Below are 23,755 nucleotides of genomic sequence, written 5' to 3'. Positions count from 1 at the left end.
CGACATGACATCACCTGCCCGTCGCAACCGCGAACGCAAACTGGCCGCCCTGCAAGGGGCGGCCAATCCTCAGTTCGACCAACAACGCGCCAACGCCTACGAGCTGCAGCTGATGCAGTTGGCCGAACACCGCCGCACCCTCAAAGGCATCCAGAGCATCGAACGCAAGATCGACGCAAAGCGCCCCATGCTGGCCGTCTATCAGCCGTGGATTGATGGCGTGCTGGCCGCCGACCGGGGCGGACAAGATGACGTCCTGGTCACCGTCATGCTCTGGCACCTCGACACCGGCGATCTCGAAGGGGCCCTACCCATGGCCTCCTACGTGATCCGCCATGGCCTGAGCACCCCCGATCGCTACGAGCGCACCGCCGCCACCATGATCGCCGAAGAAGTCGCCGACACCGCCATCAAGCAGCAAGAAGCCGGCGCGGGACCCTCCCTGCCCCTGCTCAATCGCTATCTGGCCATGTTGGCCGACTGCGACATCTTCGACCAGGTACGCGCCAAGCTGCACAAGGCCGTGGGCCGCGCCGCCCTGGCTGAAGGGTTCAAGGATCAGGCCGCCCAGCACTACCGCCGCGCCATCGAACTGCACGACAAGGTCGGCATCAAAAAAGAGCTCGAAGTGCTCGAGCGCGAACTGAAAAAAGAACAGCAGCCCGACGCCACCGGCGGCGGCAGCTAACCGAGCGAACCCCGCACCCTGGGCGGCTCGGGCCTGACGAATGCGTTTCGCATACCAGACGGCCCGACCACCGCCCAACAAGCGGAAAAGGAACACCATGAGCACCGGATTCATTGCCAATGCCACCACGTCGCCAGCCGAAGGGGAGATAGACTCCACCCCCTTCTGGCCAGCGATCTCGCTGCCTGACCTGCGCGACACCGTCCGGCTCGATGGCACCGTCACCACGGCCCGCCTCAAGCATGCCGTGATCGACGCCATCACCAGCGTCAACCGGGATCTGGCTGACTGGCGCCGCGCCCGTGAGGCAGAAGGGGTCGCCACCCTGGCCGCCGTACCGGGCGAGGTCATCAATGGCGAATCGGCGCACCTGCACAGCTATCGGCGCGCCGTCTATGCCATGACCCGCGCCAACCTGCTGGAGCGTTACACCGACTACAGCGCCACCGGTGATGGCGTCAAAGGAGCCGATGCCAAAATCATCAGCTCTGACGACCTCTACCGCGACGCCCGCTTTGCCATTCGCGACATCCTCGGTACCACCCACATCACCGTGGCGCTCATCTGATGGAGCTGCGCAGCCAACAGGGTGACACCCTCGACCTCATCCTGTTCCGGCACTACGGCTACACCGCAGGCATCACCGAGCAGGTGCTCGCACTCAACCCCGGTTTGGCCGCGCTCGGCCCCATCCTCCCGACCGGAACCCTCATCACAATGCCAGCGGCCCCCACCCAGGCCGAGCAGCCGCTGATCCAGCTATGGGAATGACCATGAGCCGCCTCGACGACGCACTCGAACGACTGGCCGACATCAGCGAGCAGCAACTCGCTGCCCGCATCCACGCCGCCCGCATCAGTGGCACCGGCCCGCACTACTGCATCGACTGCGAAAACACCATCCCGCAGGCGCGCCGTGAAGCGATCCGGGGCTGCGAACGCTGCGCCGAGTGCCAGACCATCCACGAATTTCAAACCGCTCGCCACTACGGCGGCAAACGATAGGAGAGCACGATGCCAGAACCCATTTCATCCAGTGCAGCAACCAGCACCCTGAGCGCCTTGGCGTTGCTGTCCCTCTTCCCGGGCGTTGACCCCGGCGTCCTGCTCGGTGCATTCGCCGGGGCGCTGGTGTTCATCGCCACCACCGCCGAGCTGGGAAACCTGCGCAAAGCGGGGCTGTTCGTTGCCGCCTTCGTGGCGGGGGCACTGGCGGCACCGCTGGTTGCCGCCATGCTGGCCAGCGTGCTGCCACTCAGCGTCGAGGTCCCCAGGGCCGTCGGCGCAATGCTGGCCTCGGCGTTGGCCGTCCACCTGTTGCAGTGGATCCTGCGCAAAACGCCGGAAGACCTGCTCAAACTCCGCAAAGGGGGCTGACATGCTGACCATCCTCTACGCCATGATCTGCGCCGCCATCGCGCTGCGCATCGCCACCTTCAACCGCAACGGGGGCGACTATCGCCCCCTCCCTGCCGTGCTTGCCTGGCTGCTCACCTTCGCCGCCGGTTCCGTGCCCCTGCGTGCCCTGATCGGGGCACTGCCCGCTCCTGACCCCGCCGCAGTCCTGCTGGCCTCTGTCGTACTCACCGCCCTGATCGGTTCCCGCGGATCCGTCATGCGCCTGCTGCCGCGCCGCCGTCAGCAACCGACCACCGCCAGCCATCTGAATGGGAGATTTCAGCCATGAGCCTGAAAAAAGGGGATACCGGCGCCGCCGTCGCCGACCTGCAGCGTCGCCTGGCCAAAGCCGGTTATCCGCTCGATCCGGATGGCTGGTTTGGCGATGCCACCGAGCGCGCCCTGCTCGCCTTTCAGCGGGACTACATGATCACCGCCATCGGCCAGGCTGGCCCCCGCACCATGGCCGCCCTGCTAGGCAGCGAGCGTGGCAACCAGTTGCGCATCGGCGACATGCAGGCTGGGGCTGACCTGCTGGGCCTGCCGCTGGCCACCATGGCCACCGTCGCCCAGGTCGAGAGCATCGGCGAGGGGTTCACCACCGACATGCGCCCGGTGGTGCTGTTCGAGCGGCATGTGTTCTACAAGCAGCTCACCCAGCACCTGGGCAAGGCCGCCGCCGACCAGATGGCCGCCCATTACCCCAACCTGGTCAACCCCAAGCGCGGCGGCTATGCGGGCGGGGTGGCCGAGTGGGAGCGGCTGCAACTCGCCATCAGCCTGCACCGGGATGCCGCCATCGAGTCGGCCAGTTGGGGGATGTTCCAGATCATGGGCTTCCACTGGCAGGCGCTGGGCTTTGCCTCGGCCAGCGACTGGCAGACCGCCATGCAGCGCAGCGAAGTGGACCACCTCACCGCCCTGTGCCGCTTCATCCAGCAAGATCCCGCCATGCACAAGGCACTGCTGGGTCGAAAGTGGGCTGACTTTGCCCGCCGCTACAACGGCCCGGCCTACAAGGACAATGACTACGACACCAAGCTCGCCAAAACATATGACCATTTTGCCAAGGTCTATCCGGTGAAGGAGGTGGCGGATGCCTCGGCCTAAGTGCGGTCACTTGGTAGGGAAAACCTGCACCAAGCTGGATGCGAAGTGTCTGGAATTGCGCTGGCTTGGTGGCTGCGTGGTCTGCCCGTTCAGAGGATGTAACCAGAATAATCCGCAGCCCACCCCACCACCGAGGAAACCGTAATGGCATTAGTACGCTCCCCCCTCACCTGGTTGCTGCTGGCCCTGACCGTCGCCTTGGCAGGCTGGGGCTGGTCGGCCCGCTCCGCCGCCCTGGCTGAGGGCCAAGTCTCCACCCTGCAAAGCGACCTCAACGCGGCCAACGACAAGGCCAAAGAGGCCGAGCAGCGGGAAAAGCTCAAAGACGGGGCCATTGATACCCTCACCGGCGAGCTGGACGCCCAGGCAAACGCCGCCGCCACGCTGCAACGCCAGCTTGGCGATCTGACCATCACGGCCGCCACCCGTGCCGACACCATCAAGAGGCTCAAACGTGAAAATGCCGAACTCAAGGAGTGGGCTGATCGCCCTCTGCCTGATCCTGTTGTCAGGCTGCTCCAGCGCCCCGCCCTCACCGGCGCCGCAGATTATCAGGCTCACCTGTCAGGGGGTGACCCCCTGCAAACTGCCGGCCGCCAGCCCGGTCAATAACGGCGACCTCATGGATCAGCTGACTCAGACCGAGGCCGCCTGGGCCACCTGCGCCGCCCAGGTCGACAGCCTCATCGCCTGCCAGCAACGGCACCAGAACGGGAGGGAGCATGGAAAAACCAAAACAGATCCGTGAGGTACTGACCCGCTGCGTGCCCCACCTCAAGACCAACCCGGACAAGCTGCATATCTTCATCGCCCCGGGCAATGTCGAAAGCACCGGTGCCCGCTCGCTCTCGTTCGAGTGGCAATACCCCCTCACCATCGGCATCGAGGACTTTGCCGGCCACCCGGACCAGATCATGGTGCCGCTGCTGGCCTGGCTGCGCCAACACCAGCCCGAGCTGATGACCAACGACGAGCAGCGCAAGGAGGGCATCACCTTCGAGGCCGAATACCTCGCCAACGACCTGATGGACCTCATCATCACCGTCAAGCTGACCGAGCGGGTCAGGGTGTGGCAAAACGAACAGGGGATTGGCTGGGAGCACCTGCCGGAACCACCGGAAGACCCCTATGACGGCATCACCTGGGAACTCTTTATCAACGGGGAACATCAGCCATGGCCACCGACGACCTGAGCCGCCTGACCAGCTGGGCCGATGGCCTGCTGGCCAGCATGGAGCCCGCCGCCCGCCGTCAGTTGGCGGGCGAGATGGCCCGCACCTTGCGCGCCAGCCAGGCCCAGCGCATCCGCGCCAACCTCCAGCCAGATGGCAGCCCCATGGCCCCGCGCAAGCCTCAGCCCAAGCTGAAAAAAAGCCGGGGGCGCCTGCGCCGCAAGATGTTCTTCAAGATCAGTAACCCTTCCTGGCTCAAGGCCCGCGCCAATGAACATCAAGCCGTAGTCGAGTTTGTCGGCACCGCCAACCGACTGGCCAACACCCATCACTACGGCCTGAAAGAGCGGATGAAGGGCAAAGAGGTGAAATACCCGGTGCGGGAGCTGCTGGGCATTACCGAGCAGGAACGCGACAGCCTGGAAAGCATCCTGCTCATGCACCTCACTAGAGGGGGATAACCACCGCCGCCAGTGTGCCAGCGCCGTACACACTGGCCGCCCCTCGCCTTACTCGCCATTGCCCAAAACAATGGCCCCATGCAACCGACCCCGACCGAACTCCAACGCCTGATCGACAACCTGATCCGCATCGGCACCGTCACCGCCGTGCGATCAGGGGAATGTCGCGTCAAAACCGGCGACCTCATCACCAACTGGCGGCCCTACGCAACTGCGCGGGCCGGGAAGAACCGCAGCCGCCATCGCCTCTCCATCGGCGAGCAGGTGCTGATGCTCTCGGTCAGCGGCGATCTGCGCAATGCCTACATCGTCGGCCCCATCCACTGCGACGCCTTCCCAGAGCCGCTGGCAGGCGATGACAATCCGGATCTCGACCGCACCGAATACAGCGACGGCGCCGTCATCGAGTACAACCCGGCCACCGGGTCGCTCAACGCCAACGGCATCAAGACCGCCACGCTCTCGGCCTCCGTCGCCGTCAAGCTGATCACCCCCATGGTGGAATGCACCCAGGCACTCAAGGTCGGTTCGACCATCGAGGCGGGCGGCAAGATCACCGCCCCCACGGCCAAGATTGGCGGCATTGAGGTGACCACCCACAAGCACAGTGGCGTCAGCACCGGCAGCGGCACCTCCGGGGGCCCGCAATGAACTGGCTCGGCATGAATGCAGCCTCTGGCCGCGCCATCAGCGCCACCGACCACATCATCCAGTCGGTGCGCGACATCCTCATCACCCCGGTGGGATCCCGGGTCATGCGCCGCGACTACGGCAGCGAGCTGTTTTACCTCATCGACCAGCCACAGCATCAGGCCACCCGCCTGCGCCTGATGGCCGCCACCGTGCAGGCCCTCATCAACTGGGAACCCCGCATCACCATCACCCGGGTCGATGTGCTGGGCGGCGGCATGGATGGCGCCCTCACCGTCGAGCTCACCTGGCAGCGCAAGGACGGCGGCGCGCCGGAGTCTGCCTCTATCGCCATTCCCACAGGAGCCGCCAATTGAGCACCATCACCCTCTCTCAACTGCCGCAGCCCGATGTGATCGAGGTGCTCGATTTCGAGACCATCCTCGCCGAGCGCAAGGCCTATTTTGTCAGCCTCTATCCGGCAGACCAACAGGCAGCCATCGCCGCCACCCTGGCGCTCGAATCCGAGCCCATCACCAAGCTGCTGCAAGAGAATGCCTATCGGGAGCTGATCCTGCGCCAACGCATTAACGATGCCGCCGTCGCCAACATGCTGGCGTGGGCCAAAGGGAGCGACCTCGACAACCTGGTGGCCAACTGGAAGGTGCAGCGACTCATCATCCAGCCAGGGGATGACACCGCGACCCCGCCGGTGCCTGAAATCAAAGAGGATGACGAGGCGCTGATCCTGCGCGCCCTGATGGCGTGGGATGGCCTGAGCGTGGCAGGCCCCACCGGGGCCTATGAGTATTTCGCCCTTTCGGCAGATGGCAAGGTGGCCGATGCCAAAGGCTCCAGCCCCGCCCCCGCCGAAGCGCTGGTCACCATCCTCAGCACCGAGGGGAACGGCAGCGCCGATGCGGCGTTGATCGCCAAAGTCACCCAAGCCCTGAGCCAGGAAGACAGGCGCCCGGTGGCCGACCGGCTCACGGTGCAGAGCGCTGGCATCATCAACTACACCATCGCCGCCAAGCTACACATCGACAGCCAGGGGGCCGAGGTGGATGTGATCCTGCAGGCAGCCCGTGGCCAGCTCGCCGCCTTTATCAATCCGCGCCGCCGCATCGGGGTCGAGGTGCCACGCTCTGCCATTGATGCCGCCCTGCACGTGCAGGGCGTGCGCAAGGTTGAGTTGACTGGCTGGGTCGACATCATTCCGAGCAGCACCCAGGCAGCCTACTGCACCAGTTTCACTGTGGAGCGGGCAGTATGAGCACCCTGTTGCCCCCCAGTACTACACGCACCGAGCGCAACCTGACCACAGCAGGGGCTAACGCCCAACAATTGCCGATCCCATTTCGCTCGCTATGGTCACCCTGGACCTGTCCCGCCCACCTGCTGCCCTATCTGGCCGCCAGCTGGAGCGTCGATTACTGGGATGACAAATGGCCTGAGGCCACAAAGCGCCAGGTCATCGCTAATAGCTACTTCGTACACAGCCGCAAAGGCACCATCGGTGCAATTCGCCGTGCGGTGGAGCCACTGGGCTTTCAGATCAGAGTGCAGGAATGGTGGCAAGAGGCCCCGACCGCCCCCCCTGGCACCTTCAAACTCGACGTCGATGTGCGGGATATAGGTATCACCGAGGACCTGTATCAAGAACTGGAACGCCGGATCTCAAATGCCAAGCCCATGACCCGCCATCTGACGGGTCTCGACATCAGCATGGAGACCCATGGTCAACTCTATCTGGGCGCAACCAGCTACCAAGGAGATGAGTTGACCATCTACCCATACAGCCCCGCGTCCATCGAAATCCCTGGCCAGCAATGGCACGGCGGCATCACCCACACCATCGACACCATGACTATTTATCCGCAACAGACAGGAGATGCCAGCCAATGAGCGCCATCTATTTCGCCATTCCAACCAATGCTGGTCAGGCAAGAATCGCCAACGCCATCGCCCTGGGTATTCCACTGAAAATTACGCACATGGCGATTGGCGATGGTAATGGCCAGCCGGTTACGCCCAACCCGGCTCAAACATCGCTGGCTCGAGAGGTTCGCCGCGCTCCCCTCAACACCCTGTTTCAGGATCCTCTCAACCCGGCGCAACTGGTTGCTGAACAAATTATCCCAGAGGACATCGGTGGTTGGTGGGTCCGTGAAGTGGGACTTTATGACAACAGCGGGACTCTCATTGCCGTAGCCAATACACCAGACACCTACAAGCCACTGCTGACCAGTGGAGCTGGTCGCACCCAGACCATCCGAATGGTGCTGGTTGTCAGCGACACCAGTGCAGTAGAGCTCAAGATCGATCCGTCTGTGGTGCTGGCAACCCGCAAATACGTGGATGATAAGACCGCAGCACTTGGTTTTCAGCTGGATAAGATTACTGGAGGGCTGTCGTATGTGTCTGCTGAATCCTATTCGGGGGCTAATGACACAGCCATCTTGCAGGCAGCCGTCAACGACGCAATTACCAAGAAGATTTTGTTTGTCACATTTAACCGTGACTACAACGTGACAGGCACCATCCTCAATCGACAGGAGGTAATATTTTTAGGCTGTCACAAGATCACTGGCCCGGGCTCTTACCGGATGCGTATCGTACGGGGCGATGAGCAGTCCATGCCGATCCTCGACGGAATATCGGCTAAGCAGTTGCCAAAATTCTCCTCAAAATCCTCTCCGGTTGTGGTCGTTGTCGGGGATAGTATCTCGACGTATCAGCCAAATACATTGGACAGGGTTAGCTCTCAGTACAGTTGCATTATTGACAAGATAAAACGAGATAACCCAGATAAAACTCCGATTTTCTACAATCGGGCGATTGGTGGGCAGATGTTCAAGGATCTTGATACTGTTCCTACTGGGTTTGTGGACTGGTATACCAATCAAAGTACTCCTTGGCTAGATTATGTTTCGGCGCTGGAACCTGATTTAGTGATTGTGTCGATGGGGATGAATGATGGCAGTAGCATCTCAATTAACGCTTTGAATAGCGTCGTGAATAAGATAAAAGCATTCCCGACCAATCCTGATTTGATCATGGTCACACCCCCAGTCCCAAGCACGAATGGTGGAGGTGCCTACGATGGCAGCTATGGTAGCAAGTCAGCGCAAGAAGGCCGCGATATAGCTGCTGGTTTTATTCGCTCGCTCTGCGCAAAAGATAAAATTCCATGCCTCGATGTAAACCGAGTTTTTAATGTAATGAGGGACGGCTTTGATATTCTTGATAGTTACAATGTCCGATTAATTGGGGCCGCCTCCACGAATGGCGCATTTATATCGCCAGTGGAGTGTAGAAACTGGTCAGCCATATTTGGTCTGCCAAATAGAGCGGCTTATAAAATAGGTGGGAACCCGCTATCATTAAAAGTAGGTGTCGGAAACAATGATGCTGTTTTTATAGGGGTGCACACCGATAATACTTTGAAATTGACATGCTATAACTCCGCTGGTAGTCAGGTTGTTCTCGTACCATCACAGATCATCCCTGACACCCCGCACAAACTGCAAGTTGAGGTATATAACCAGAAAGTTCGCGTGTCCGTTTCAACAACTGAAACTGACAAATTACCCGACTGGGTAAACCTTCATCTTGGCGCGGGGCTCTACTATCCCGCTATCGGCGGGTACAATGGTGGGTATACCTCTGGTGGGCTGACATTTTTGGAAAATTTTAACTATGGTGAGCATGTCCGATACATGCCGTCATTGACCAACAGCCAGATGTGGGGGGTGGGGAATGGTGCAGCAAATACCAAGTTGCCATATGGTGGTAATGGCATCAATCACCTAACAACAATGGGTATCGCCATATTTACCACAGCGCTAGAGGCATGTGACTTCTCCATGGCTGACGGCTCATTTATAACCGCACATCCTTGGTATGGTGGTTATGAAACAAAGAATGGCAGGATTGTCAGGATATGGGGGACAATTAGACCGGCCGAACTTACTGAGCGGATTGATAAGCGTATTACATGGCCAGTTACCATAACGACCGGAAAATTGGCTTTTATCGCATCGTGGGGGGTGTTGCAGGCAGGTCTTACCCAACCTCTTCGCGGGGCTCAGACCATCCTCACTTGCGGGCTGCCTGATTATGAAGGGGTTGATATTACCTTCCACAATTTAAATTTACCTTCGGCTGGGCGATATGCCGCATGGGAATTGAACATAACTTATTGAGCTGACCCCATTTCTATGGAACTTAAATCATAATCTAACGAAACACCCCGCCCTGTGCGGGGTGTTTCGTTACTGCCGCCGTCCATTACCTTGTCACCGTCTCGCCAGTGTGTACGGCCCTCACACACTGGCCGCCGCTCGCGTGTCATCCCCTGCCCCTGCATCCTGAGCCTGCTCGCATCACATGCATTACCTACGCACAGAATGCTCCGTCCGGACAACAGGAGAACCTATGGCACTGGACCAATTTCACCACGGCGTGCGCGTCGTGGAAGTCAACGAGGGCACGCGCACCATCCGCACCGTCGCCACGGCGGTGATCGGCATCATCTGCACCGGCAGCGATGCGGATGCCGCTTACTTCCCCCTCAACAAACCCGTGCTGATTGCCAACCTGCCGGCAGCCATCGCCAAGGCAGGCACCAAGGGCAACCTTAAGCGCTCGCTGCAAACCATCTATGACACCGTCAACACCATCGTCATCGCCGTGCGCGTGGCGGATGGCGCCGACGCGGCAGAACTGACCAGCAACATCATCGGCACCATCCTGCCGGATGGCAGCTATACCGGCCTCAAGGCGCTGGAGCGGGCCGCCCCGGTCACGGGCGTCAAGCCGCGCATCCTCTGTGTGCCGGACAACTGCACCTTAGCCGTAGCCACCGCCCTGGCAGGTGCGGCCAAAAAGCTGCGCGCCTTCGCCTATGTGCCGACCATCGCCGACACCGTCGAGGCGGCACTCGCCTACCGCGAAAACTTCTCCAGCCGCGAGCTGATGCCGATCCACGGCGACTGGACCGCCTGGGACACCGCCGCCAATGCCAGCATCAAGCTCGATGCCTGCCTCAAGGCAGCCGCCATGCGGGCATTCATCGACAAGGAGATCGGCTGGCACAAGACCCTGTCCAACGTCGGCGTGACCGGGGTCGACGGCATGACCAAGGCCCTGTTCTGGGATCTGCAAGACCCCGATACCGAAGTCGGCCTGCTCAACGCCAACGAGATCACGGCCCTCATCAGGGCGGACGGCTTCCGCTACTGGGGCAACCGCACCTGTTCCGATGATCCCCTGTTCCAGTTCGAGAACTACACCCGCACCGCCCAGATCCTGGCCGACACCATGGCCGAGGCGCACATGTGGGCCAACGACAAGCCGCTCACCCCCACCCTGGTGAAAGACATCATCGAGGGCATCAAGGCCAAGGGCCGCGAACTGGTGACGGGCGGTTACCTGCTCGGCTTTGACTGCTGGTACAACGAGGAGCTCAACGACAAAGACACCCTCAAGGCCGGCAAGCTGCGCATCGATTACAACTACACACCGGTGCCGCCGCTCGAAGACCTCGGCTTCATCCAGCGCATCACCGACACCTACCTCATCGACTTCGGCGCCCGCGTCGCGGCCGCCGCATAAGGAGCCCCCATGGCACTGCCACGCAAACTCAAACGACTCAACCTTTTCCTCAACGGCGATAACTGGGTCGGTGAAGCGGAAGACATCACCCCGGCCAAGCTGTCCCGCAAGTTTGAAGCCTATCGCGGTGGCGGCATGGGGGGTGCCGTCAACATCGACATGGGGCTGGATGACAGCGCCCTCGATGTCTCCTTCACCTTCGGTGGCTACGGCGAACCCCTGCTGAGTTGCATGGGTGAGCCCAAAGCCGACGGCACCAGCCTGCGCTTTGCCGGTTCAGTCCAGCGTGATGACACCGGCGAAGTGGTCGCCGTCGAGATCGTCTGTCGTGGCCGCTTCAAAGAGCTCGATCGCGGCACCCTCAAGGCCGGTGACAACACCCAGGCCAAGGTCAGCATGGTCAACACCTACTACAAAGAGACCGTCAACGGTCAGGTGATCCATGAGATTGACCTCATCAACATGATCGAAATCGGCCCCGATGGCGTCGATCGCATGGCCGAGCACCGCAAAGCCATCGGCCTCTAACCCATTCCCCCATCCAACGGGCGGCCAACAGCCGCCCTCACCACATCCACAACAGGAACAAGCACCATGGAACAGAAAGAAATCACCCTCGACACCCCGATCCAGCGCGGCGAGAACACCCTCAACAGCCTGATCATCCGCAGCCCCAAGAAGGCGGGCCACCTGCGCGGGCTCAACACGATGGACATCGTCCAGATGAACGTGGATACCCTCATCAAACTGCTGCCCCGCATCACCGACCTGACCGAAAAGGAAGTGAACGATATGGACCCGGCTGACCTGCTCAAAGCCGGGGTAGTGGTGGTCGGTTTTTTGATGGGCTCGCAGCAGGAGGCCTACCTCACTGCATAGACGATCTGATGGCCGAGATCGCCATCATCGCCCATTGGCCGCCGTCCGAGATGGCGGCCATGGACATCAGCGAGCTGATGGGCTGGCACCAACGCCTCGTTGAGATTCACAACCGCATCAACGGGGCAGAAGAACAATGAACCCTCTCAAACTTCAAATCCTGCTCGGGGCGGTCGACAAGCTGACCGCCCCCCTCAAAGCAGTCAGCGGCCAGAGCCGCATCACCGCCAAAGACCTCGCCGAGACGAAAAAGCGCATCAAGGAGCTCGAGACCCAGAGCGGCCAGATTGACGGCTATCGCTCCCTGGGAAGCCAAATTGGCGCTACCCGCGCCCAGCTCACAGCAGCCCAGCGCGATGCCCAGCAGATGGCCCAGCAACTTGCCAAGGTCGAGCAACCAACCAAGGCCATGACCCGCGCCATGGAGCAGGCCAAACAGAAGGTGCGCGACCTCTCCCAACAAGAGCGGGAAATGGTCGCCCGTCACGGCAGCCTGAAACGGGCCCTGGGCGAGGCAGGCATCAACACCAAGCAGCTCGGCGAACACCAGCGCCGCCTCAAGACCGATCTGGCTTCCGCCAATGCCCAGCTCGACCAGCAGCGCGCCAAGCTGGGCCAACTGGCCGACCAGCAAAAGCGCCTCAACCAGGTCAAAGCCAGTTACCGCCAAACCCAGGAGCTGCGCGGCCAGATAGCAGGCCACGGCGCCACAGCCCTGGCGACCGGCACTGCCATGGGCTTGACCACCCTCAAGCCGGTGATCGAGTTCGCCAGAGCTGAAACATCGGTCGTAGACCTCAAGGTCTCCATGATGGGCAAGGGCGGCCAGGTGCGGCAGGAGTTCCAAGCCATCAGCGATCTGGCCACCAAGCTCGGCAACAAACTGCCGGGCACCACGGCGGACTTCCAGAACATGATGAGCACGCTGATCCAGCAGGGGATGAGCGCAAAATCCATCCTGGGTGGCCTGGGGGAGGCGACTGCCTACCTCGGTGTGCAGCTGAAAATGCCGTTCGACCAAGCAGCGCTGTTTGCGGCCAAACTGCAGGATGCCACCGGCACCGCAGAGCAAGACATGATGGGGCTGATGGATACCATCCAGCGCTCGTTCTACCTCGGCGTTGACAGCGGCAACATGCTGGGCGCCTTCACCAAACTCACCCCGGCCATGGGAATCTTGCGCAAGTCAGGGCTCGAGGCCGCCAAGGTACTGGCCCCGTTGGTCATCATGGCCGATCAGGCTGGCATGGCGGGCGAGTCATCAGGGAACGCCTACCGCAAAGTTTTCCAGATGAGCATGAACACCGGCAAGATTGCCAAGGCCACGAAAGGCACCGGGTTGAAGCTGAATTTCACCGACGGCAAGGGTGAATTCGCAGGGATGGAGAACATGTTTGCCCAGCTCGCCAAGCTGAAGGGATTGAACACCGAGCGCCGCCTGCAAGTCCTGAAGGGCATCTACGGCGACGATGCTGAAACCCTGCAGGTGCTGGAGCTGATCATCAGCAAAGGGATGGATGGCTATCGCGCAACCCAGAAGAAGATGGCCGACCAAGCCGCCCTGCAAGAGCGGGTCAACGCCCAGCTTGGCACCCTGGGCAGCCTGTGGGATGCCGCCACCGGCACCTTTACCAACGCCATGGTCAACTTTGGCGAAGCTATCGCCCCCGAGATCAAGGCCATCACAGAATGGATCGCCGAACTGTCCGAGCGCCTCGGTAACTGGGCGAAGAAAAACCCGGAACTCTCCAACACCCTGATGAAGGTCGGCGGCATCCTCTCCGCCGTGACCATCGCCTTCGGCGGTCTGTCGCTGGCAGTGGCCGCCGTCTTGGGGCCCATGGCCATCATGAAACTGACGTTCGGGATCCTGGGCATCAAAGGCACCTTCCTCGGCAAGGCCATCACCATGCTGCTGGCCCCGCTCAAGTGGCTCACCCTCGGCATTTTCAGGCTGGGGATGGCCATGCTCACCACCCCGGTAGGCTGGTTCATCATGGGGATTGCCGCTATCGCCGGTGTCGCCTACCTCATCTACAAAAACTGGGACGGAATCGCCAAGTGGTTCAGTGAACTCTGGGAGAAATGCAAAGCCCCGCTGATAGCCTGGTGGGATCTGCTCAAAGAGCTGTTTTCATGGACTCCCATCGGCATGCTGATTGCCCACTGGAACGACATCTGGGCCTTCTTCGACACTCTGCCAGACGGTGCGGTCAACAAGGGCAAAGCCATCGTGCAGGGGCTGATCGACGGCATCACCGCCAAATGGAAGACCCTGATGGAGAAGGTCAAGGAATTCACCAAATACCTGCCTGACTGGTTTACCGGCGGTAACGTCACCATCGGCCAGGACAAGTCGACAGGGCCGGGTTATCTGACGGGTAATCTCCCCCAGCCGGCACTGGCTGGCGCCAGCGGCTACGGCCCCCGAATTGTACCGACACCAGTACCCAAACCAGTCGCGGCCAGAGGTGGCAACTCAACGACCACTCATCAGTGGACTATCGTGCAGCAGCCGGGGGAAACACCTGATGATCTCGTTCGCAAGATTGACCAACGGATAGAACAGCGCGAGCGGCAGGCCGCAGCCCGTGGCCGCGCCACGCTGGGCGACCGCAACTAAGGAGCAACCACCATGATGATGACCCTGGGCTGGTTCGTGTTTATGCGCTCGACCGTTGCCCCACAATCCCAGCAAGACGAATGGGCATGGCGCCACCCGGGCAATAACCGGGTCGGCGCTCGCCCGGCTTACCAATTTCTCGGCCCTGACGATGAAACCAGCACCCTGAGTGGGGTGCTCTACCCAGAGTTGACCGGAGGCCCGGTGTCACTCGACATGCTGCGCCAGATGGGTGACAGCGGTGAAGCCTTCCCCCTGATCCAGGGCGATGGCGTGATGCGTGGCTCGTTCGTGATAGAGGGCATCAGCACCACCCGCACCGAGTTTTTCAGCGATGGTGCCGCCCGCAAGATAGAGTTCAGCATCAAGCTCAAGCGGGTCGACGACAACGACAGCACGCTGGGCAACACCCTGCTGGGGCGCACCGCCGGCAACCTGCTCGGCCGCTTGGGGGTGGGCAAACTCATGGGTAGCATCGGCGGCAAGCTGGGGGGGATCCTCTGATGGGGGCACTTGACCAGTTCGGCAGCCGCCTAGCCGAGAATCTCGGCATCACCAACTCGCTCGATGCACTGCGCCAAGGGCATCCAGTTCCGGCCTACCAGGTGCTGGTCGATGGCAAAGACATTTCGGCCGCCATCCGCCCGCGCCTGATGTCGATGACCATCACCGACAACCGGGGTTTCACTGCCGACACCATCGAAATCACCCTCGATGACAGCGACGGTCAGCTCGACATGCCGCGCCGGGGGGCCACCCTGCGCGTCCTCATCGGCTGGCAAGGCAGCGCCTTGGTCGACAAGGGCACCTACAAGATTGACGAAGTGGAGCACGGCGGCGCCCCGGATGTGCTCACCATCAGGGGCAAATCGGCTGACCTGCGCGGCAGCATGAACAAGCTGCGCGAGCGCAGTTGGCACCAATCCACCGTAGGCAGCATCGTCGAGCAGGTGGCCACCACCTACCAGCTCACCCCCTGCGTGGGTGACTCGCTCAAGGGGCAGCTGATCGACCACATCGACCAGGCCAACGAAAGCGATCTGGCCTTCCTCACCCGCTTGGCTGGCCAGTGCGATGCCATCGCCACCGTCAAATCTGGCCGCCTGATGTTCATCAAGGCAGGCCAGGGCACCACCGCCAGCGGCCAGCCACTGCCGGCCATCACCATCACCCGCCAAGATGGCGATCAGCACCGCTTCTCAGTGGCAGACCGAGACGCCTACACCGGCGTGACGGCCTACTGGCAAGACAACAAAGCCGCAGAGAAAAAGAAAGTCGAGGTGAAGCGCAAGAGAAAGACCAAACCGAAGCCTGAGCGGCCATTGCCGCCGGGCGTCGTGGTCAACAAGAAAGAGAACGAGCTGCTGGTCGGCAGCAGCGAGAACGTCAAGGAACTGCGCCACGTCTACGCCAACCAGGCCAATGCCATGCGGGCGGCCAGGGCAGAGTGGGAGCGGATCCAGCGCGGGGTGGCCGAGTTCGACATCACCCTGGCCAGGGGCCGGCCAGAGCTCTACCCGGAACAACCCACCACCGTCAGGGGGTTCAAGCCCCAGATAGACGAGGCAGACTGGCTACTCACCCAGGTGGTGCACGACCTCACCAACCAGGGCTACACCAACCGCATCCAACTCGAAGTGAAGCTTGAAGAACTACCGGAGTAACAAGGTCATTCATCCTGCACCATAGAGAAAAGGCACGCAAAATAACCCCATTTGAAGCCCTTTCGGTTCAGTCAAGTTAACCAATCTACCTCTCATTTTTGAACTGTGGTTGTTCAAAGTTACATCGGGCTGCCTTGATTATTTCTAGGGGTAAGGGATATACTCAAGATAACAAATAAAGTTATATACAGGTTATCAACAGGCGCTGTTAGTAACCACTTTCGCCAAGCCCCGCTTAAAAGTGGGGTTTTGTGCCTCTAAAAACGCATATCAAACTACATATAGTGCAATACTTATAAAGTGACCACTATATGTTGTGCACAAGAACGGTGCAAAGACACCGATAGAGCCCCTGTATGTACCTACAGCAGGGAGCACTAACCACTAGGTCTGAAAGCTGTGGAATGTGCAGAGGAGGGTTGGATCATGTCAGATTTCATCAAATACTATTTATTACGCTTAGATAGGGCTCCGGTTGACAACCTTGCTAAGGTCATCGCAGCCAACAACACTAAAGTCATCGTATCTAAAGATGGCGTAGTATCCATGAACATGGAAAACCCGGACGTTCAGCAAGATTTGGTTGATCTGATCAAAGGATTCAAGGACATCTCTACTGAACCGCCTCGGTCAAGGAGTCATGCGAATTAAATGGCCCCGATTTACATTGCTATCGCCTTAATTTGTGGGTACATCTTCGCAAGCAGGTCTCCAAAAACTCGATATAGATATAAGCGTTCCAATGGATGGGACGCTTATTTTTATGTGGCATCTTGGGGTGGAGTATTCCTAGTCGCAGGATGGTTTGTGACATCTGGGATGAGCTACTTTGGCCTACTAAGGTGGATTGCCAATACATTAGGGTTTGTTAAACAAGATATTGAGAAGCTAGTGCCTGTCGAAAAGGCCTTGATTAACTATGAGGTATTGAAGACCTTTGCTTGGATCGCGGTATCAACAGCGATTGCTGGTGCCTGTGGTATGCTCAGTCGCTACCGCTTTAATGACCCAATAACTAGGGCTAACTGGTTGAGCCAGAACGTCCGCCACAGCCCAGAAGAAAGTCTACTAGTTTACGCAGCCTCCACCCGCTTCCCACTCGTGGTCACGCTATCTAGCCGTAAGGTTTACATTGGTGTTTTAACCATGCCGGCCTTAGAGAACGGGTCTGTTGAATACATTGAACTCCTCCCAATCATGAGCGGGTTTAGGGATAAAGATGAGTTGACCCTGCATCTTACAACCAACTACCACGATCATTACTCTAAACGCGGCTTGCTTTCAGGCATCCCAATGGGCCCAAACACACTATCAATAAACTCATTCCGAGTAGTGATACCAGCCAAAGAAATCGAAAGTATGTCCCTCTTTGATAAAGATACATACAACGATTTCAAAGCCCAAGAAGAGCAGGCCAAAATAGACAAAAGCAATGCTTTGACTACCCAGGCAGATAACGTATTGATCTAAAAGGTGGTGGGATTGAGGTGTAAGAAGACAGGAAAACAATATCTTCCTGTCTTCTTCATTGAGGTGATTCGAGAAATCTGATGGAAAGCGCAACGGATCTACGCTCTGCCGCCACTTTGTCGCCACGCCACAAAGAACAAATCATAAATCATTGATTTTTAATCAATTTAACCTTTTCCAATACTTGAGATGGTTGTAGTTAAGGTGTGACATCCGATGGGGTTCCCGCGCCAGGCGGGCTCCGGTAGCAGCTGAGTTCAACCGCCAGAATGTCATACATGTCGCTGATCGAGTCAACCTTGTTCGCGTCGAACTGTGCCTGCAGATGGGCCTTGAGACGACCGGCATCCGGCATTCGCTCGGTGCAATAGCGCTTGTTGGACAGCTTGACTCGCTCGCCGGCACGACTGCTCAGTGCCCGTTCGGCGAAGGTCTCTCCGAACCGGGCTTTTACCTGTGAGTCCCCCAGCATGAGTGCGCTGTCGACCACCCCGTTGAGATAGGCAGAACAACTTGCCGAGGTGGCATCCCGCTGACAATCGGCCAGACTATCTGCCCAGAGTGCAGGGCTTGCCAGCATGACTAACCATCCTAGTTTTCTCATAACCCCTCCGTACTTTGATTCGCCTCCCGATTGGGCAGCGATATCCGCAGAGCGATGTAACCGATCACGGCCGCGAGTGTGGAACCTGCCAGGATCCCGAGGCGCGAGTAGCTGCCGTAGTCCAGTCCGCCATGCTCGAATGCCAGCGATGCGATAAACATCGACATGGTGAAGCCGATGCCACACAGGATGCTGACGGCAAAGATCTGTCTGAAGTTCACTCCTTGCGGCAATTGGGCAATGCCTGATTTCACTGCCAGCCAGCTGATGGTGAAAATCCCGAGCGGCTTGCCGACGAAGAGCCCCAGGATGATCCCCATGGGGAGCGGATTGAGCAGAGCCGAGAAGTAGACCCCCTCCAGCGATACCCCGGCGTTGGCGAAAGCGAACAGCGGCAGGATCAGGAAGGCGCTCCAGGGGTGCAGCACATGCTCCAGATGCTTGAGTGGCGATGCGTAACGCTTGCCGTTGAGGGGGATCATGAAGCCCACGATGACCCCCGCCAGAGTCGCATGGACACCGGACTTGAGCACGGCAACCCAGAGCACCAGGCCGACTAGCATATAGAGTCCAATCCTGTCCTCACCACGGCGATTCATCCAGAGCAAGGTCAGGGTGGCCACCACACCTATCGCCAGCGCAGTCAGCGACAGTTGCTGGGTGTAGAAGAGGGCAATGATGATGATGACCCCCAGATCGTCCATGATGGCCAGCGCCAGCAAGAAGACCTTGAGGCTGGTCGGTACCCGCTTGCCCAGCAGCGCCATGACCCCGAGAGCGAAGGCGATGTCGGTTGCGGCCGGAATCGCCCAGCCAGCACGGGTAGCCTCGTCTCCGTAGTTGAAGAAGCTATAGATGAGGGCCGGTGCCAACATCCCACCCACGGCGGCAATGGCCGGGAAGGTTGCCTGCACCCGGGAGGAAAGCGCCCCCTCCAGCATCTCTCGCTTCACCTCGAGACCCACCAGAAGGAAGAAGATCGCCATGAAGCCATCGTTGATCCAGAGCAGCAGCGGCTTGTTGATGTCGAGCGCCGCGATGCGAACCTGCACCTCGGTATTGAGGAAGCTCTGATAGTGTTGCGCCAGCGCCGAATTGGCCAAGCCGATGGCAAGCAGGGCGGCCAGGATCAGAATGATCCCGGAAGCAGACTCCAGTTTGAGAAAACGCTTGAATACATCGCTCATATCTAACTACCCATAAGATTCCATTTTTTCAGTATAGGGCCCGAGTAGCTCAATGAAAAATCGTTTCTAACGGCCGATAACAACGAAAAAACCGAAAGCAAAACAGATAATGCCTGCTATAAGCAGGTTATTTCCCCTTTTCAGGAGCCATCTCTCCACCCGGAATGTTGCATATTAATTCACAGAAAATGCAAAAAGGCACCCGAAGGTGCCTCTAACAGCTGAGTGTCGACTCATCGTCACCTGGGAGACGATACTCGCCCCAGGCTCATTACCTACTCAAATAGCGACAGGCGCCTTGATCCCAGGATGAGGATCATAGCCCTGGATCTCGAAATCCTCGAATCTGTAATCGAAGATGGAGTCAGGTTTGCGCTTGATCACCAGTTGCGGCAGGGGGCGCGGCTCGCGGGTGAGTTGCAGTGCCGTCTGCTCCATGTGGTTGGAATAGAGGTGCACATCGCCACCGGTCCAGACAAAGTCACCCACTTCCAGATCGCACTGCTGCGCCATCATGTGGGTCAGCAGCGCATAGCTGGCAATGTTGAACGGCAGGCCAAGGAAAACATCACAACTACGCTGGTAGAGCTGGCAGGAGAGCTTGCCATCCGCCACATAGAACTGGAAGAAGGCGTGGCAGGGTGCCAACGCCATTTTGTCCAGCTCGCCCACGTTCCAGGCGGAGACGATGATGCGGCGGGAATCCGGGTTGTGCTGGATGTCGTCCACCGCCTTCTGGATCTGGTCGATGACAGACCCATCGGCTGCCGGCCAGGAGCGCCACTGGGCACCATAGACAGGCCCCAGATCACCGTGCTCGTCGGCCCACTCGTCCCAGATGCTGACGCCGTTCTCTTTGAGGTAGGCGATATTGGTATCGCCGTCGAGGAACCAGAGCAGCTCGTGAATGATGGAGCGCAGGTGACACTTCTTGGTGGTCACCAGCGGGAAGCCTTCCGCCAGATTGAAGCGCATCTGATGACCAAACAGGGAAACGGTCCCGGTCCCGGTACGATCGGATTTGACTGTCCCCTCGTCCAGGATCTTCTGCATCAGGTCGAGATAGGCACGCATTACTTGGCCTCCTTGGGCGCATTGCCGAACAGACGGGGCTGTTTATAGGCGGCCCAGACCATGAGCGCCCCCGCCACTATCATCGGGGTGGAGAGGATCTGGCCCATGCTGATCTCGTTGAAGTAGAGGCCCAGCTGGCTGTCCGGCTGACGGACGAACTCCACCAGGAAGCGGAACAGGCCGTAGAACAGCAGGAACAGGCCTGAGATGGCGCCGCGGGGTGGATGCTTGCGCCAGAACAGGTTCAGGATGATGAAGAGCACCACCCCTTCCAGGGCGAACTGGTAGAGCTGGGACGGATGGCGCGGCTCGGGGCCCGCCTCCGGGAAGATGATGGCCCAGGGCACATCGGTGACCCGCCCCCACAGCTCGCCATTCATGAAGTTGCCGATGCGACCGACGCCGAGGCCAAAGGGGATGAGCGGCGCCACGAAGTCGGCCACGGTGAAGAAGTGGCGCTGGGTCTTGTGGGCAAACCAGATCATGGCGGTGATGACCCCGATGAGACCACCGTGGAACGACATGCCCCCGGTCCAGATCTTGAACAGGTAGGTCGGGTCGGCGAGGAAGAGATCGAAGTTATAGAACAGCACGTAACCGATGCGCCCTCCCAGGATCACCCCGAGGAAGCCGTAGAACAGCAGGTCGGAGACCTCGTTGCGGGTCCAGCCGCTGTTCGGCGCATCGGCGCGACGGCCCGCCAGCCACATGGCGAAGGCGAAGCCGAACAGGTACATGAGACCATACCAGCGAACCGATAGTGGTCCCAAACTGAATGCTACGGGATCAATCTGCGAGAAAATCCAATATCCGTCGTGCTGCATAAGCGGCCCCAGTCATAGGAAAAGCCGCATTCTCCGATCATTCGCCAGCAGGAACAAGACTGAATATCAATCTGGCAGCCTGACCTTGTGGCCCGCCCGCAGCAAGCCGCCCAGCCCGTGTTCTTCCAGGTAGCGGGCAAACAGGCCGCGCAGCACGTGGGGATTGTCGTGCTTGAGGCCATCGGCCAGCAGCGTCTTCAGCTCCCCGAGGTCGGATTGACGCAGCACGTACTTGATGCGCGAAATATTGTGGGTATTCATGCTGAAGCGGCGATAGCCCATGGCCAGCAGCAGCAGCACGCCGACCGGATCGCCGGCCAGCTCGCCACAGACCGAGACCGGCTTGTGGTAGCGCTGAGAGGCATCGACCAGCAGCTGCAGGGCGCGGATCACCGCGGGGTGGAAGGCGTCGTAGATGCTGGCGACCCGGGCGTTGTTACGGTCCACAGCCAGCAGATACTGGGTCAGGTCGTTGCTGCCCACTGACCAGAAGTCGATGAGAGGCGCCATCTCAGGCAGGATATAGAGGGCGGAGGGGACTTCAATCATCACTCCGAGGCTGGGGTAGCGGATCACCGCATCGCGGCTCGCCGCCTCCTCCGACACCTCGCGCCAGGCCTGATCCAGCAACCGGCGGGAGGCCTTGATCTCACTGACGCTGCTGATCATCGGCAGCATGATGGCCAGATTGTCCAGCCCTTCGCTGGCCCGCAGCATGGCCTTGAGCTGCACCAGGAAGAGTTCGGGGTGATCCAGGGTGAGCCGGATCCCCCGCCAACCAAGGAAGGGATTTTCCTCCACGATGGGGAAATAGGGCAGTTGCTTGTCCCCCCCCACATCCAGAGTCCGCATGCAAACCGGGCGATCCCGATAGGTTTCCAGGATCCCGCGATAGCGGGCAGTCTGCTCCCACTCCGAAGGGAAGCTGTCCTGCAGCATGAAGGGGATCTCGGTGCGATAGAGCCCGACCCCGTCCGCCAGATGATTGAGGGAGATCTCGGTATCCGCACTCAGCCCTGCGTTGAGCAGCAGAGAGACCTTGGTGCCGTCGGCGGTCTCGGAGGGCTGGTTGTCGACGCTACGCACCAGTGTGTCGAGTGCCCGCTCCTCACTCAGCAGTTGCCGGTACTCGGTCAGGATCACCTGGTTGGGTTCGATGAAGAGATCGCCGCTGTAGCCATCGATGACCAGGGTGCGACCGCCGATGTCACCGAGGGGCAAATCCACCCCCATGATGGCCGCCACCCCCATGGCACGGGCCAGGATGGCGGCATGGGAGTTGGTCCCGCCCTTGAGCGACACCACACCGCTCAGAAATTCCCTCGGGATCTCCGCAAGGATGGTGGCCGTCACTTCATCGGCGACCAGCACCACGGGTTCGCCGATGGTGAGCTGCTCGGGTTCGTCCTGCACCAGCCGGCTGATGAGCCGCTGGGCGATGTCTTTCACATCGGTGGAGCGTTCCCGCAGATAGGGATCCTTCATCCCCTTGAACTGCTCTATCAGCCGATCGCTGATGAGTTTGACCGCCGAGATCGCCGTCCAGTGTTCCTTGCTGACCTTGTTGCGGATGGGCTTGATGTAGCCGGGATCGTTCAACAGGTGCAGATAGATGTCGAAGATGGCGACCGAGTCCTGGCTGTAGCTCTCGCGAAAGCGCAGTGCCAGGCTCTCCAGATCATGGCGCACTTCCTCCACCGCCAGCTCGAGACGGGCAAGCTGCTTGGCATGATCCTCGTCCTTGCGCGGCGTGATGGTATTTAGCGCCTTGCGCGGACGCCACACCCAGGCCTTGGCGATGGCGATGCCACTCGCCCCGGCAATACCGCGCAGCGGCTTGCTCCAGTCGGTCTTCTGCAGCCACCCCTTGGCCTGGGCCTGGGCGATGCGGGCAGCCAGCTGAGCCGCCAGGGTGACCATGAAGGACTCCTCCCCCTCATCGAAGAGGCGGCTCTCCTTCTGCTGCACGACCAGAATCCCCACCACCTGACGCTGATGCATGATGGGAGCGCCGAGGAAGGAGCGAAACGCCTCTTCCGCCACATCGGGCAGAAACTTGAAACTGGGGTGAGAGGGGGCATCGGCCAGGTTGATCAGCTCTTCACGCTGACCCACCAGGCCGACAATACCCTGCTCGAACGGCAGGGTGGCCTTGCCCACGGCCGATTCGGCCAGACCATCGGTCGCAGCCAGTCGATAGCGGCGCATGTCGGGCTCGGCCACATAGACGGAGCAGCAGTCCACCGTCATGGCGAGCCGGGTCTGGCTCACCAATGCTTGCAAGGCCTGTTCGAGGGTGTTGGCCTCGGCCATGCTTTCCACGATGCGTCTGAGTTCCGTCAGCAACTAGTTGTGC

Annotated in this window: 30 protein-coding genes; 25 read left to right on the top strand and 5 right to left on the bottom strand. The window is 59.8% G+C overall.

Annotated elements, in window-relative coordinates:
* Positions 1-4: 4 nt before the first annotated feature.
* The 25 genes from gpM to PG896_RS04550 all read left to right on the top strand — a co-directional run bounded on the left by gpM (position 5) and on the right by PG896_RS04550 (position 17,710).
* Positions 5-688, top strand: a complete 684-nt coding sequence (gene gpM, locus PG896_RS04670; protein WP_270835412.1) for a phage terminase small subunit — start codon at positions 5-7, stop codon at positions 686-688.
* Positions 689-785: 97 nt separating this feature from the next.
* Complete coding sequence (locus PG896_RS04665; RefSeq protein WP_223944198.1) at positions 786-1,256, top strand: head completion/stabilization protein; 471 nt, start codon at positions 786-788, stop codon at positions 1,254-1,256.
* Positions 1,256-1,459: a tail protein X gene (locus tag PG896_RS04660; RefSeq protein ID WP_139737920.1), complete on the top strand. Its 204-nt coding sequence runs from the start codon at positions 1,256-1,258 to the stop codon at positions 1,457-1,459. Before PG896_RS04665 ends, PG896_RS04660 begins: the two co-directional genes overlap by 1 nt.
* A gap of 2 nt (positions 1,460-1,461) precedes the next feature.
* On the top strand, positions 1,462-1,692 hold the full coding sequence (locus PG896_RS04655) for a TraR/DksA C4-type zinc finger protein (protein WP_270835411.1): 231 nt from the start codon (positions 1,462-1,464) through the stop codon (positions 1,690-1,692).
* A 9-nt stretch (positions 1,693-1,701) separates the two neighbouring features.
* Positions 1,702-2,064 carry a putative holin gene (locus PG896_RS04650; protein WP_041214915.1) on the top strand — a complete coding sequence of 121 codons (363 nt, stop codon included), beginning with the start codon at positions 1,702-1,704 and terminating at the stop codon, positions 2,062-2,064.
* Between the two features lies 1 nt (position 2,065).
* On the top strand, positions 2,066-2,374 hold the full coding sequence (locus tag PG896_RS04645; protein WP_244056013.1) for a phage holin family protein: 309 nt from the start codon (positions 2,066-2,068) through the stop codon (positions 2,372-2,374).
* Positions 2,371-3,195 (top strand): N-acetylmuramidase family protein, encoded by an 825-nt coding sequence (locus PG896_RS04640; protein WP_270835410.1) that lies wholly within the window; start codon positions 2,371-2,373, stop codon positions 3,193-3,195. Before PG896_RS04645 ends, PG896_RS04640 begins: the two co-directional genes overlap by 4 nt.
* Positions 3,196-3,339: 144 nt before the next feature.
* Positions 3,340-3,807 carry an Rz-like lysis system protein LysB gene (lysB, locus tag PG896_RS04635; protein WP_270835409.1) on the top strand — a complete coding sequence of 156 codons (468 nt, stop codon included), beginning with the start codon at positions 3,340-3,342 and terminating at the stop codon, positions 3,805-3,807.
* The gene (gene lysC / locus PG896_RS04630; RefSeq protein ID WP_270835408.1) at positions 3,701-3,943 is read left to right on the top strand and encodes an Rz1-like lysis system protein LysC; all 243 of its coding nucleotides are present in this window, start codon (positions 3,701-3,703) and stop codon (positions 3,941-3,943) included. Before lysB ends, lysC begins: the two co-directional genes overlap by 107 nt.
* Positions 3,918-4,388, top strand: a complete 471-nt coding sequence (locus PG896_RS04625) for a phage tail protein (protein WP_123246919.1) — start codon at positions 3,918-3,920, stop codon at positions 4,386-4,388. The genes lysC and PG896_RS04625 overlap by 26 nt, the downstream gene beginning before the upstream one ends.
* Complete coding sequence (locus PG896_RS04620; protein ID WP_270835407.1) at positions 4,370-4,828, top strand: phage virion morphogenesis protein; 459 nt, start codon at positions 4,370-4,372, stop codon at positions 4,826-4,828. The genes PG896_RS04625 and PG896_RS04620 overlap by 19 nt, the downstream gene beginning before the upstream one ends.
* Before the next feature lie 78 nt (positions 4,829-4,906).
* A complete protein-coding gene (locus PG896_RS04615) occupies positions 4,907-5,479 on the top strand; it encodes a phage baseplate assembly protein V (RefSeq protein WP_270835406.1) in 573 nt (190 codons plus the stop codon).
* Positions 5,476-5,835 (top strand): GPW/gp25 family protein, encoded by a 360-nt coding sequence (locus PG896_RS04610; protein ID WP_041214908.1) that lies wholly within the window; start codon positions 5,476-5,478, stop codon positions 5,833-5,835. The genes PG896_RS04615 and PG896_RS04610 overlap by 4 nt, the downstream gene beginning before the upstream one ends.
* The gene (locus PG896_RS04605) at positions 5,832-6,731 is read left to right on the top strand and encodes a baseplate J/gp47 family protein (protein WP_270835405.1); all 900 of its coding nucleotides are present in this window, start codon (positions 5,832-5,834) and stop codon (positions 6,729-6,731) included. The genes PG896_RS04610 and PG896_RS04605 overlap by 4 nt, the downstream gene beginning before the upstream one ends.
* On the top strand, positions 6,728-7,363 hold the full coding sequence (locus tag PG896_RS04600) for a phage tail protein I (RefSeq protein WP_270835404.1): 636 nt from the start codon (positions 6,728-6,730) through the stop codon (positions 7,361-7,363). Before PG896_RS04605 ends, PG896_RS04600 begins: the two co-directional genes overlap by 4 nt.
* Complete coding sequence (locus tag PG896_RS04595; protein WP_270835403.1) at positions 7,360-9,663, top strand: phage tail-collar fiber domain-containing protein; 2,304 nt, start codon at positions 7,360-7,362, stop codon at positions 9,661-9,663. The genes PG896_RS04600 and PG896_RS04595 overlap by 4 nt, the downstream gene beginning before the upstream one ends.
* Before the next feature lie 232 nt (positions 9,664-9,895).
* Positions 9,896-11,074, top strand: a complete 1,179-nt coding sequence (locus PG896_RS04590) for a phage tail sheath protein (protein ID WP_442866192.1) — start codon at positions 9,896-9,898, stop codon at positions 11,072-11,074.
* Positions 11,075-11,083: 9 nt separating this feature from the next.
* Positions 11,084-11,602: a phage major tail tube protein gene (locus tag PG896_RS04585; RefSeq protein WP_270835402.1), complete on the top strand. Its 519-nt coding sequence runs from the start codon at positions 11,084-11,086 to the stop codon at positions 11,600-11,602.
* 66 nt (positions 11,603-11,668) lie between these two features.
* Entirely contained in the window at positions 11,669-11,953 is a 285-nt protein-coding gene (locus PG896_RS04580) for a phage tail assembly protein (RefSeq protein ID WP_104452360.1), read from the top strand.
* An 8-nt stretch (positions 11,954-11,961) separates the two neighbouring features.
* Positions 11,962-12,093, top strand: coding sequence for a GpE family phage tail protein (locus PG896_RS04575; RefSeq protein WP_025327470.1), 132 nt, complete (start codon positions 11,962-11,964; stop codon positions 12,091-12,093).
* Complete coding sequence (locus tag PG896_RS04570) at positions 12,090-14,576, top strand: phage tail tape measure protein (protein WP_270835401.1); 2,487 nt, start codon at positions 12,090-12,092, stop codon at positions 14,574-14,576. Before PG896_RS04575 ends, PG896_RS04570 begins: the two co-directional genes overlap by 4 nt.
* A 12-nt stretch (positions 14,577-14,588) precedes the next feature.
* Positions 14,589-15,080, top strand: coding sequence for a phage tail protein (locus PG896_RS04565; RefSeq protein WP_017411157.1), 492 nt, complete (start codon positions 14,589-14,591; stop codon positions 15,078-15,080).
* A complete protein-coding gene (locus tag PG896_RS04560) occupies positions 15,080-16,240 on the top strand; it encodes a phage late control D family protein (protein WP_270835400.1) in 1,161 nt (386 codons plus the stop codon). The genes PG896_RS04565 and PG896_RS04560 overlap by 1 nt, the downstream gene beginning before the upstream one ends.
* Positions 16,241-16,666: 426 nt before the next feature.
* Positions 16,667-16,891 carry a hypothetical protein gene (locus PG896_RS04555; protein ID WP_104452356.1) on the top strand — a complete coding sequence of 75 codons (225 nt, stop codon included), beginning with the start codon at positions 16,667-16,669 and terminating at the stop codon, positions 16,889-16,891.
* Positions 16,892-17,710 (top strand): hypothetical protein, encoded by an 819-nt coding sequence (locus tag PG896_RS04550; protein WP_139737712.1) that lies wholly within the window; start codon positions 16,892-16,894, stop codon positions 17,708-17,710.
* Between the two features lie 199 nt (positions 17,711-17,909).
* Here the strand turns inward: PG896_RS04550 and PG896_RS04545 are convergent, their stop codons facing one another.
* From PG896_RS04545 to ptsP, 5 genes are all read right to left on the bottom strand, one after another.
* Entirely contained in the window at positions 17,910-18,290 is a 381-nt protein-coding gene (locus PG896_RS04545) for a hypothetical protein (RefSeq protein WP_175429470.1), read from the bottom strand.
* Between the two features lie 20 nt (positions 18,291-18,310).
* Entirely contained in the window at positions 18,311-19,501 is a 1,191-nt protein-coding gene (gene nhaA, locus PG896_RS04540; RefSeq protein WP_049636461.1) for a Na+/H+ antiporter NhaA, read from the bottom strand.
* A 279-nt stretch (positions 19,502-19,780) separates the two neighbouring features.
* Positions 19,781-20,575: a thymidylate synthase gene (gene thyA, locus PG896_RS04535; RefSeq protein WP_109421859.1), complete on the bottom strand. Its 795-nt coding sequence runs from the start codon at positions 20,573-20,575 to the stop codon at positions 19,781-19,783.
* The gene (lgt, locus tag PG896_RS04530) at positions 20,575-21,399 is read right to left on the bottom strand and encodes a prolipoprotein diacylglyceryl transferase (RefSeq protein WP_042079291.1); all 825 of its coding nucleotides are present in this window, start codon (positions 21,397-21,399) and stop codon (positions 20,575-20,577) included. Before lgt ends, thyA begins: the two co-directional genes overlap by 1 nt.
* Positions 21,400-21,465: 66 nt before the next feature.
* Positions 21,466-23,745, bottom strand: a complete 2,280-nt coding sequence (gene ptsP, locus PG896_RS04525; RefSeq protein WP_270835399.1) for a phosphoenolpyruvate--protein phosphotransferase — start codon at positions 23,743-23,745, stop codon at positions 21,466-21,468.
* Positions 23,746-23,755: the final 10 nt, after the last annotated feature.

Origin of the sequence: Aeromonas sp. QDB30 (assembly GCF_027707645.1) — a bacterium.
Taxonomy (GTDB): domain Bacteria; phylum Pseudomonadota; class Gammaproteobacteria; order Enterobacterales; family Aeromonadaceae; genus Aeromonas; species Aeromonas caviae.
Note: the sequence above shows the minus strand (reverse complement) of the source record. Positions and strands in the feature narration are given on the sequence as shown.

What these genes read in the sequence shown, in the direction of transcription:
- PG896_RS04585 (WP_270835402.1), top strand. Translation starts at nt 11,084, where the DNA reads ATGGCACTGCCACGCAAACTCAAACGACTCAACCTTTTCCTCAACGGC.
- PG896_RS04555 (WP_104452356.1), top strand. Translation starts at nt 16,667, where the DNA reads ATGTCAGATTTCATCAAATACTATTTATTACGCTTAGATAGGGCTCCG.
- PG896_RS04600 (WP_270835404.1), top strand. Translation starts at nt 6,728, where the DNA reads ATGAGCACCCTGTTGCCCCCCAGTACTACACGCACCGAGCGCAACCTG.
- gpM (WP_270835412.1), top strand. Translation starts at nt 5, where the DNA reads ATGACATCACCTGCCCGTCGCAACCGCGAACGCAAACTGGCCGCCCTG.
- PG896_RS04645 (WP_244056013.1), top strand. Translation starts at nt 2,066, where the DNA reads ATGCTGACCATCCTCTACGCCATGATCTGCGCCGCCATCGCGCTGCGC.
- PG896_RS04560 (WP_270835400.1), top strand. Translation starts at nt 15,080, where the DNA reads ATGGGGGCACTTGACCAGTTCGGCAGCCGCCTAGCCGAGAATCTCGGC.
- PG896_RS04565 (WP_017411157.1), top strand. Translation starts at nt 14,589, where the DNA reads ATGATGATGACCCTGGGCTGGTTCGTGTTTATGCGCTCGACCGTTGCC.
- PG896_RS04575 (WP_025327470.1), top strand. Translation starts at nt 11,962, where the DNA reads ATGGCCGAGATCGCCATCATCGCCCATTGGCCGCCGTCCGAGATGGCG.
- PG896_RS04595 (WP_270835403.1), top strand. Translation starts at nt 7,360, where the DNA reads ATGAGCGCCATCTATTTCGCCATTCCAACCAATGCTGGTCAGGCAAGA.
- PG896_RS04640 (WP_270835410.1), top strand. Translation starts at nt 2,371, where the DNA reads ATGAGCCTGAAAAAAGGGGATACCGGCGCCGCCGTCGCCGACCTGCAG.
- PG896_RS04550 (WP_139737712.1), top strand. Translation starts at nt 16,892, where the DNA reads ATGGCCCCGATTTACATTGCTATCGCCTTAATTTGTGGGTACATCTTC.
- PG896_RS04615 (WP_270835406.1), top strand. Translation starts at nt 4,907, where the DNA reads ATGCAACCGACCCCGACCGAACTCCAACGCCTGATCGACAACCTGATC.
- PG896_RS04610 (WP_041214908.1), top strand. Translation starts at nt 5,476, where the DNA reads ATGAACTGGCTCGGCATGAATGCAGCCTCTGGCCGCGCCATCAGCGCC.
- thyA (WP_109421859.1), bottom strand. Translation starts at nt 20,575, where the DNA reads ATGCGTGCCTATCTCGACCTGATGCAGAAGATCCTGGACGAGGGGACA.
- PG896_RS04655 (WP_270835411.1), top strand. Translation starts at nt 1,462, where the DNA reads ATGAGCCGCCTCGACGACGCACTCGAACGACTGGCCGACATCAGCGAG.
- PG896_RS04665 (WP_223944198.1), top strand. Translation starts at nt 786, where the DNA reads ATGAGCACCGGATTCATTGCCAATGCCACCACGTCGCCAGCCGAAGGG.
- PG896_RS04580 (WP_104452360.1), top strand. Translation starts at nt 11,669, where the DNA reads ATGGAACAGAAAGAAATCACCCTCGACACCCCGATCCAGCGCGGCGAG.
- PG896_RS04625 (WP_123246919.1), top strand. Translation starts at nt 3,918, where the DNA reads ATGGAAAAACCAAAACAGATCCGTGAGGTACTGACCCGCTGCGTGCCC.
- PG896_RS04650 (WP_041214915.1), top strand. Translation starts at nt 1,702, where the DNA reads ATGCCAGAACCCATTTCATCCAGTGCAGCAACCAGCACCCTGAGCGCC.
- nhaA (WP_049636461.1), bottom strand. Translation starts at nt 19,501, where the DNA reads ATGAGCGATGTATTCAAGCGTTTTCTCAAACTGGAGTCTGCTTCCGGG.
- lgt (WP_042079291.1), bottom strand. Translation starts at nt 21,399, where the DNA reads ATGCAGCACGACGGATATTGGATTTTCTCGCAGATTGATCCCGTAGCA.
- PG896_RS04570 (WP_270835401.1), top strand. Translation starts at nt 12,090, where the DNA reads ATGAACCCTCTCAAACTTCAAATCCTGCTCGGGGCGGTCGACAAGCTG.
- PG896_RS04545 (WP_175429470.1), bottom strand. Translation starts at nt 18,290, where the DNA reads ATGCTGGCAAGCCCTGCACTCTGGGCAGATAGTCTGGCCGATTGTCAG.
- PG896_RS04620 (WP_270835407.1), top strand. Translation starts at nt 4,370, where the DNA reads ATGGCCACCGACGACCTGAGCCGCCTGACCAGCTGGGCCGATGGCCTG.
- lysB (WP_270835409.1), top strand. Translation starts at nt 3,340, where the DNA reads ATGGCATTAGTACGCTCCCCCCTCACCTGGTTGCTGCTGGCCCTGACC.
- PG896_RS04660 (WP_139737920.1), top strand. Translation starts at nt 1,256, where the DNA reads ATGGAGCTGCGCAGCCAACAGGGTGACACCCTCGACCTCATCCTGTTC.
- PG896_RS04590 (WP_442866192.1), top strand. Translation starts at nt 9,896, where the DNA reads ATGGCACTGGACCAATTTCACCACGGCGTGCGCGTCGTGGAAGTCAAC.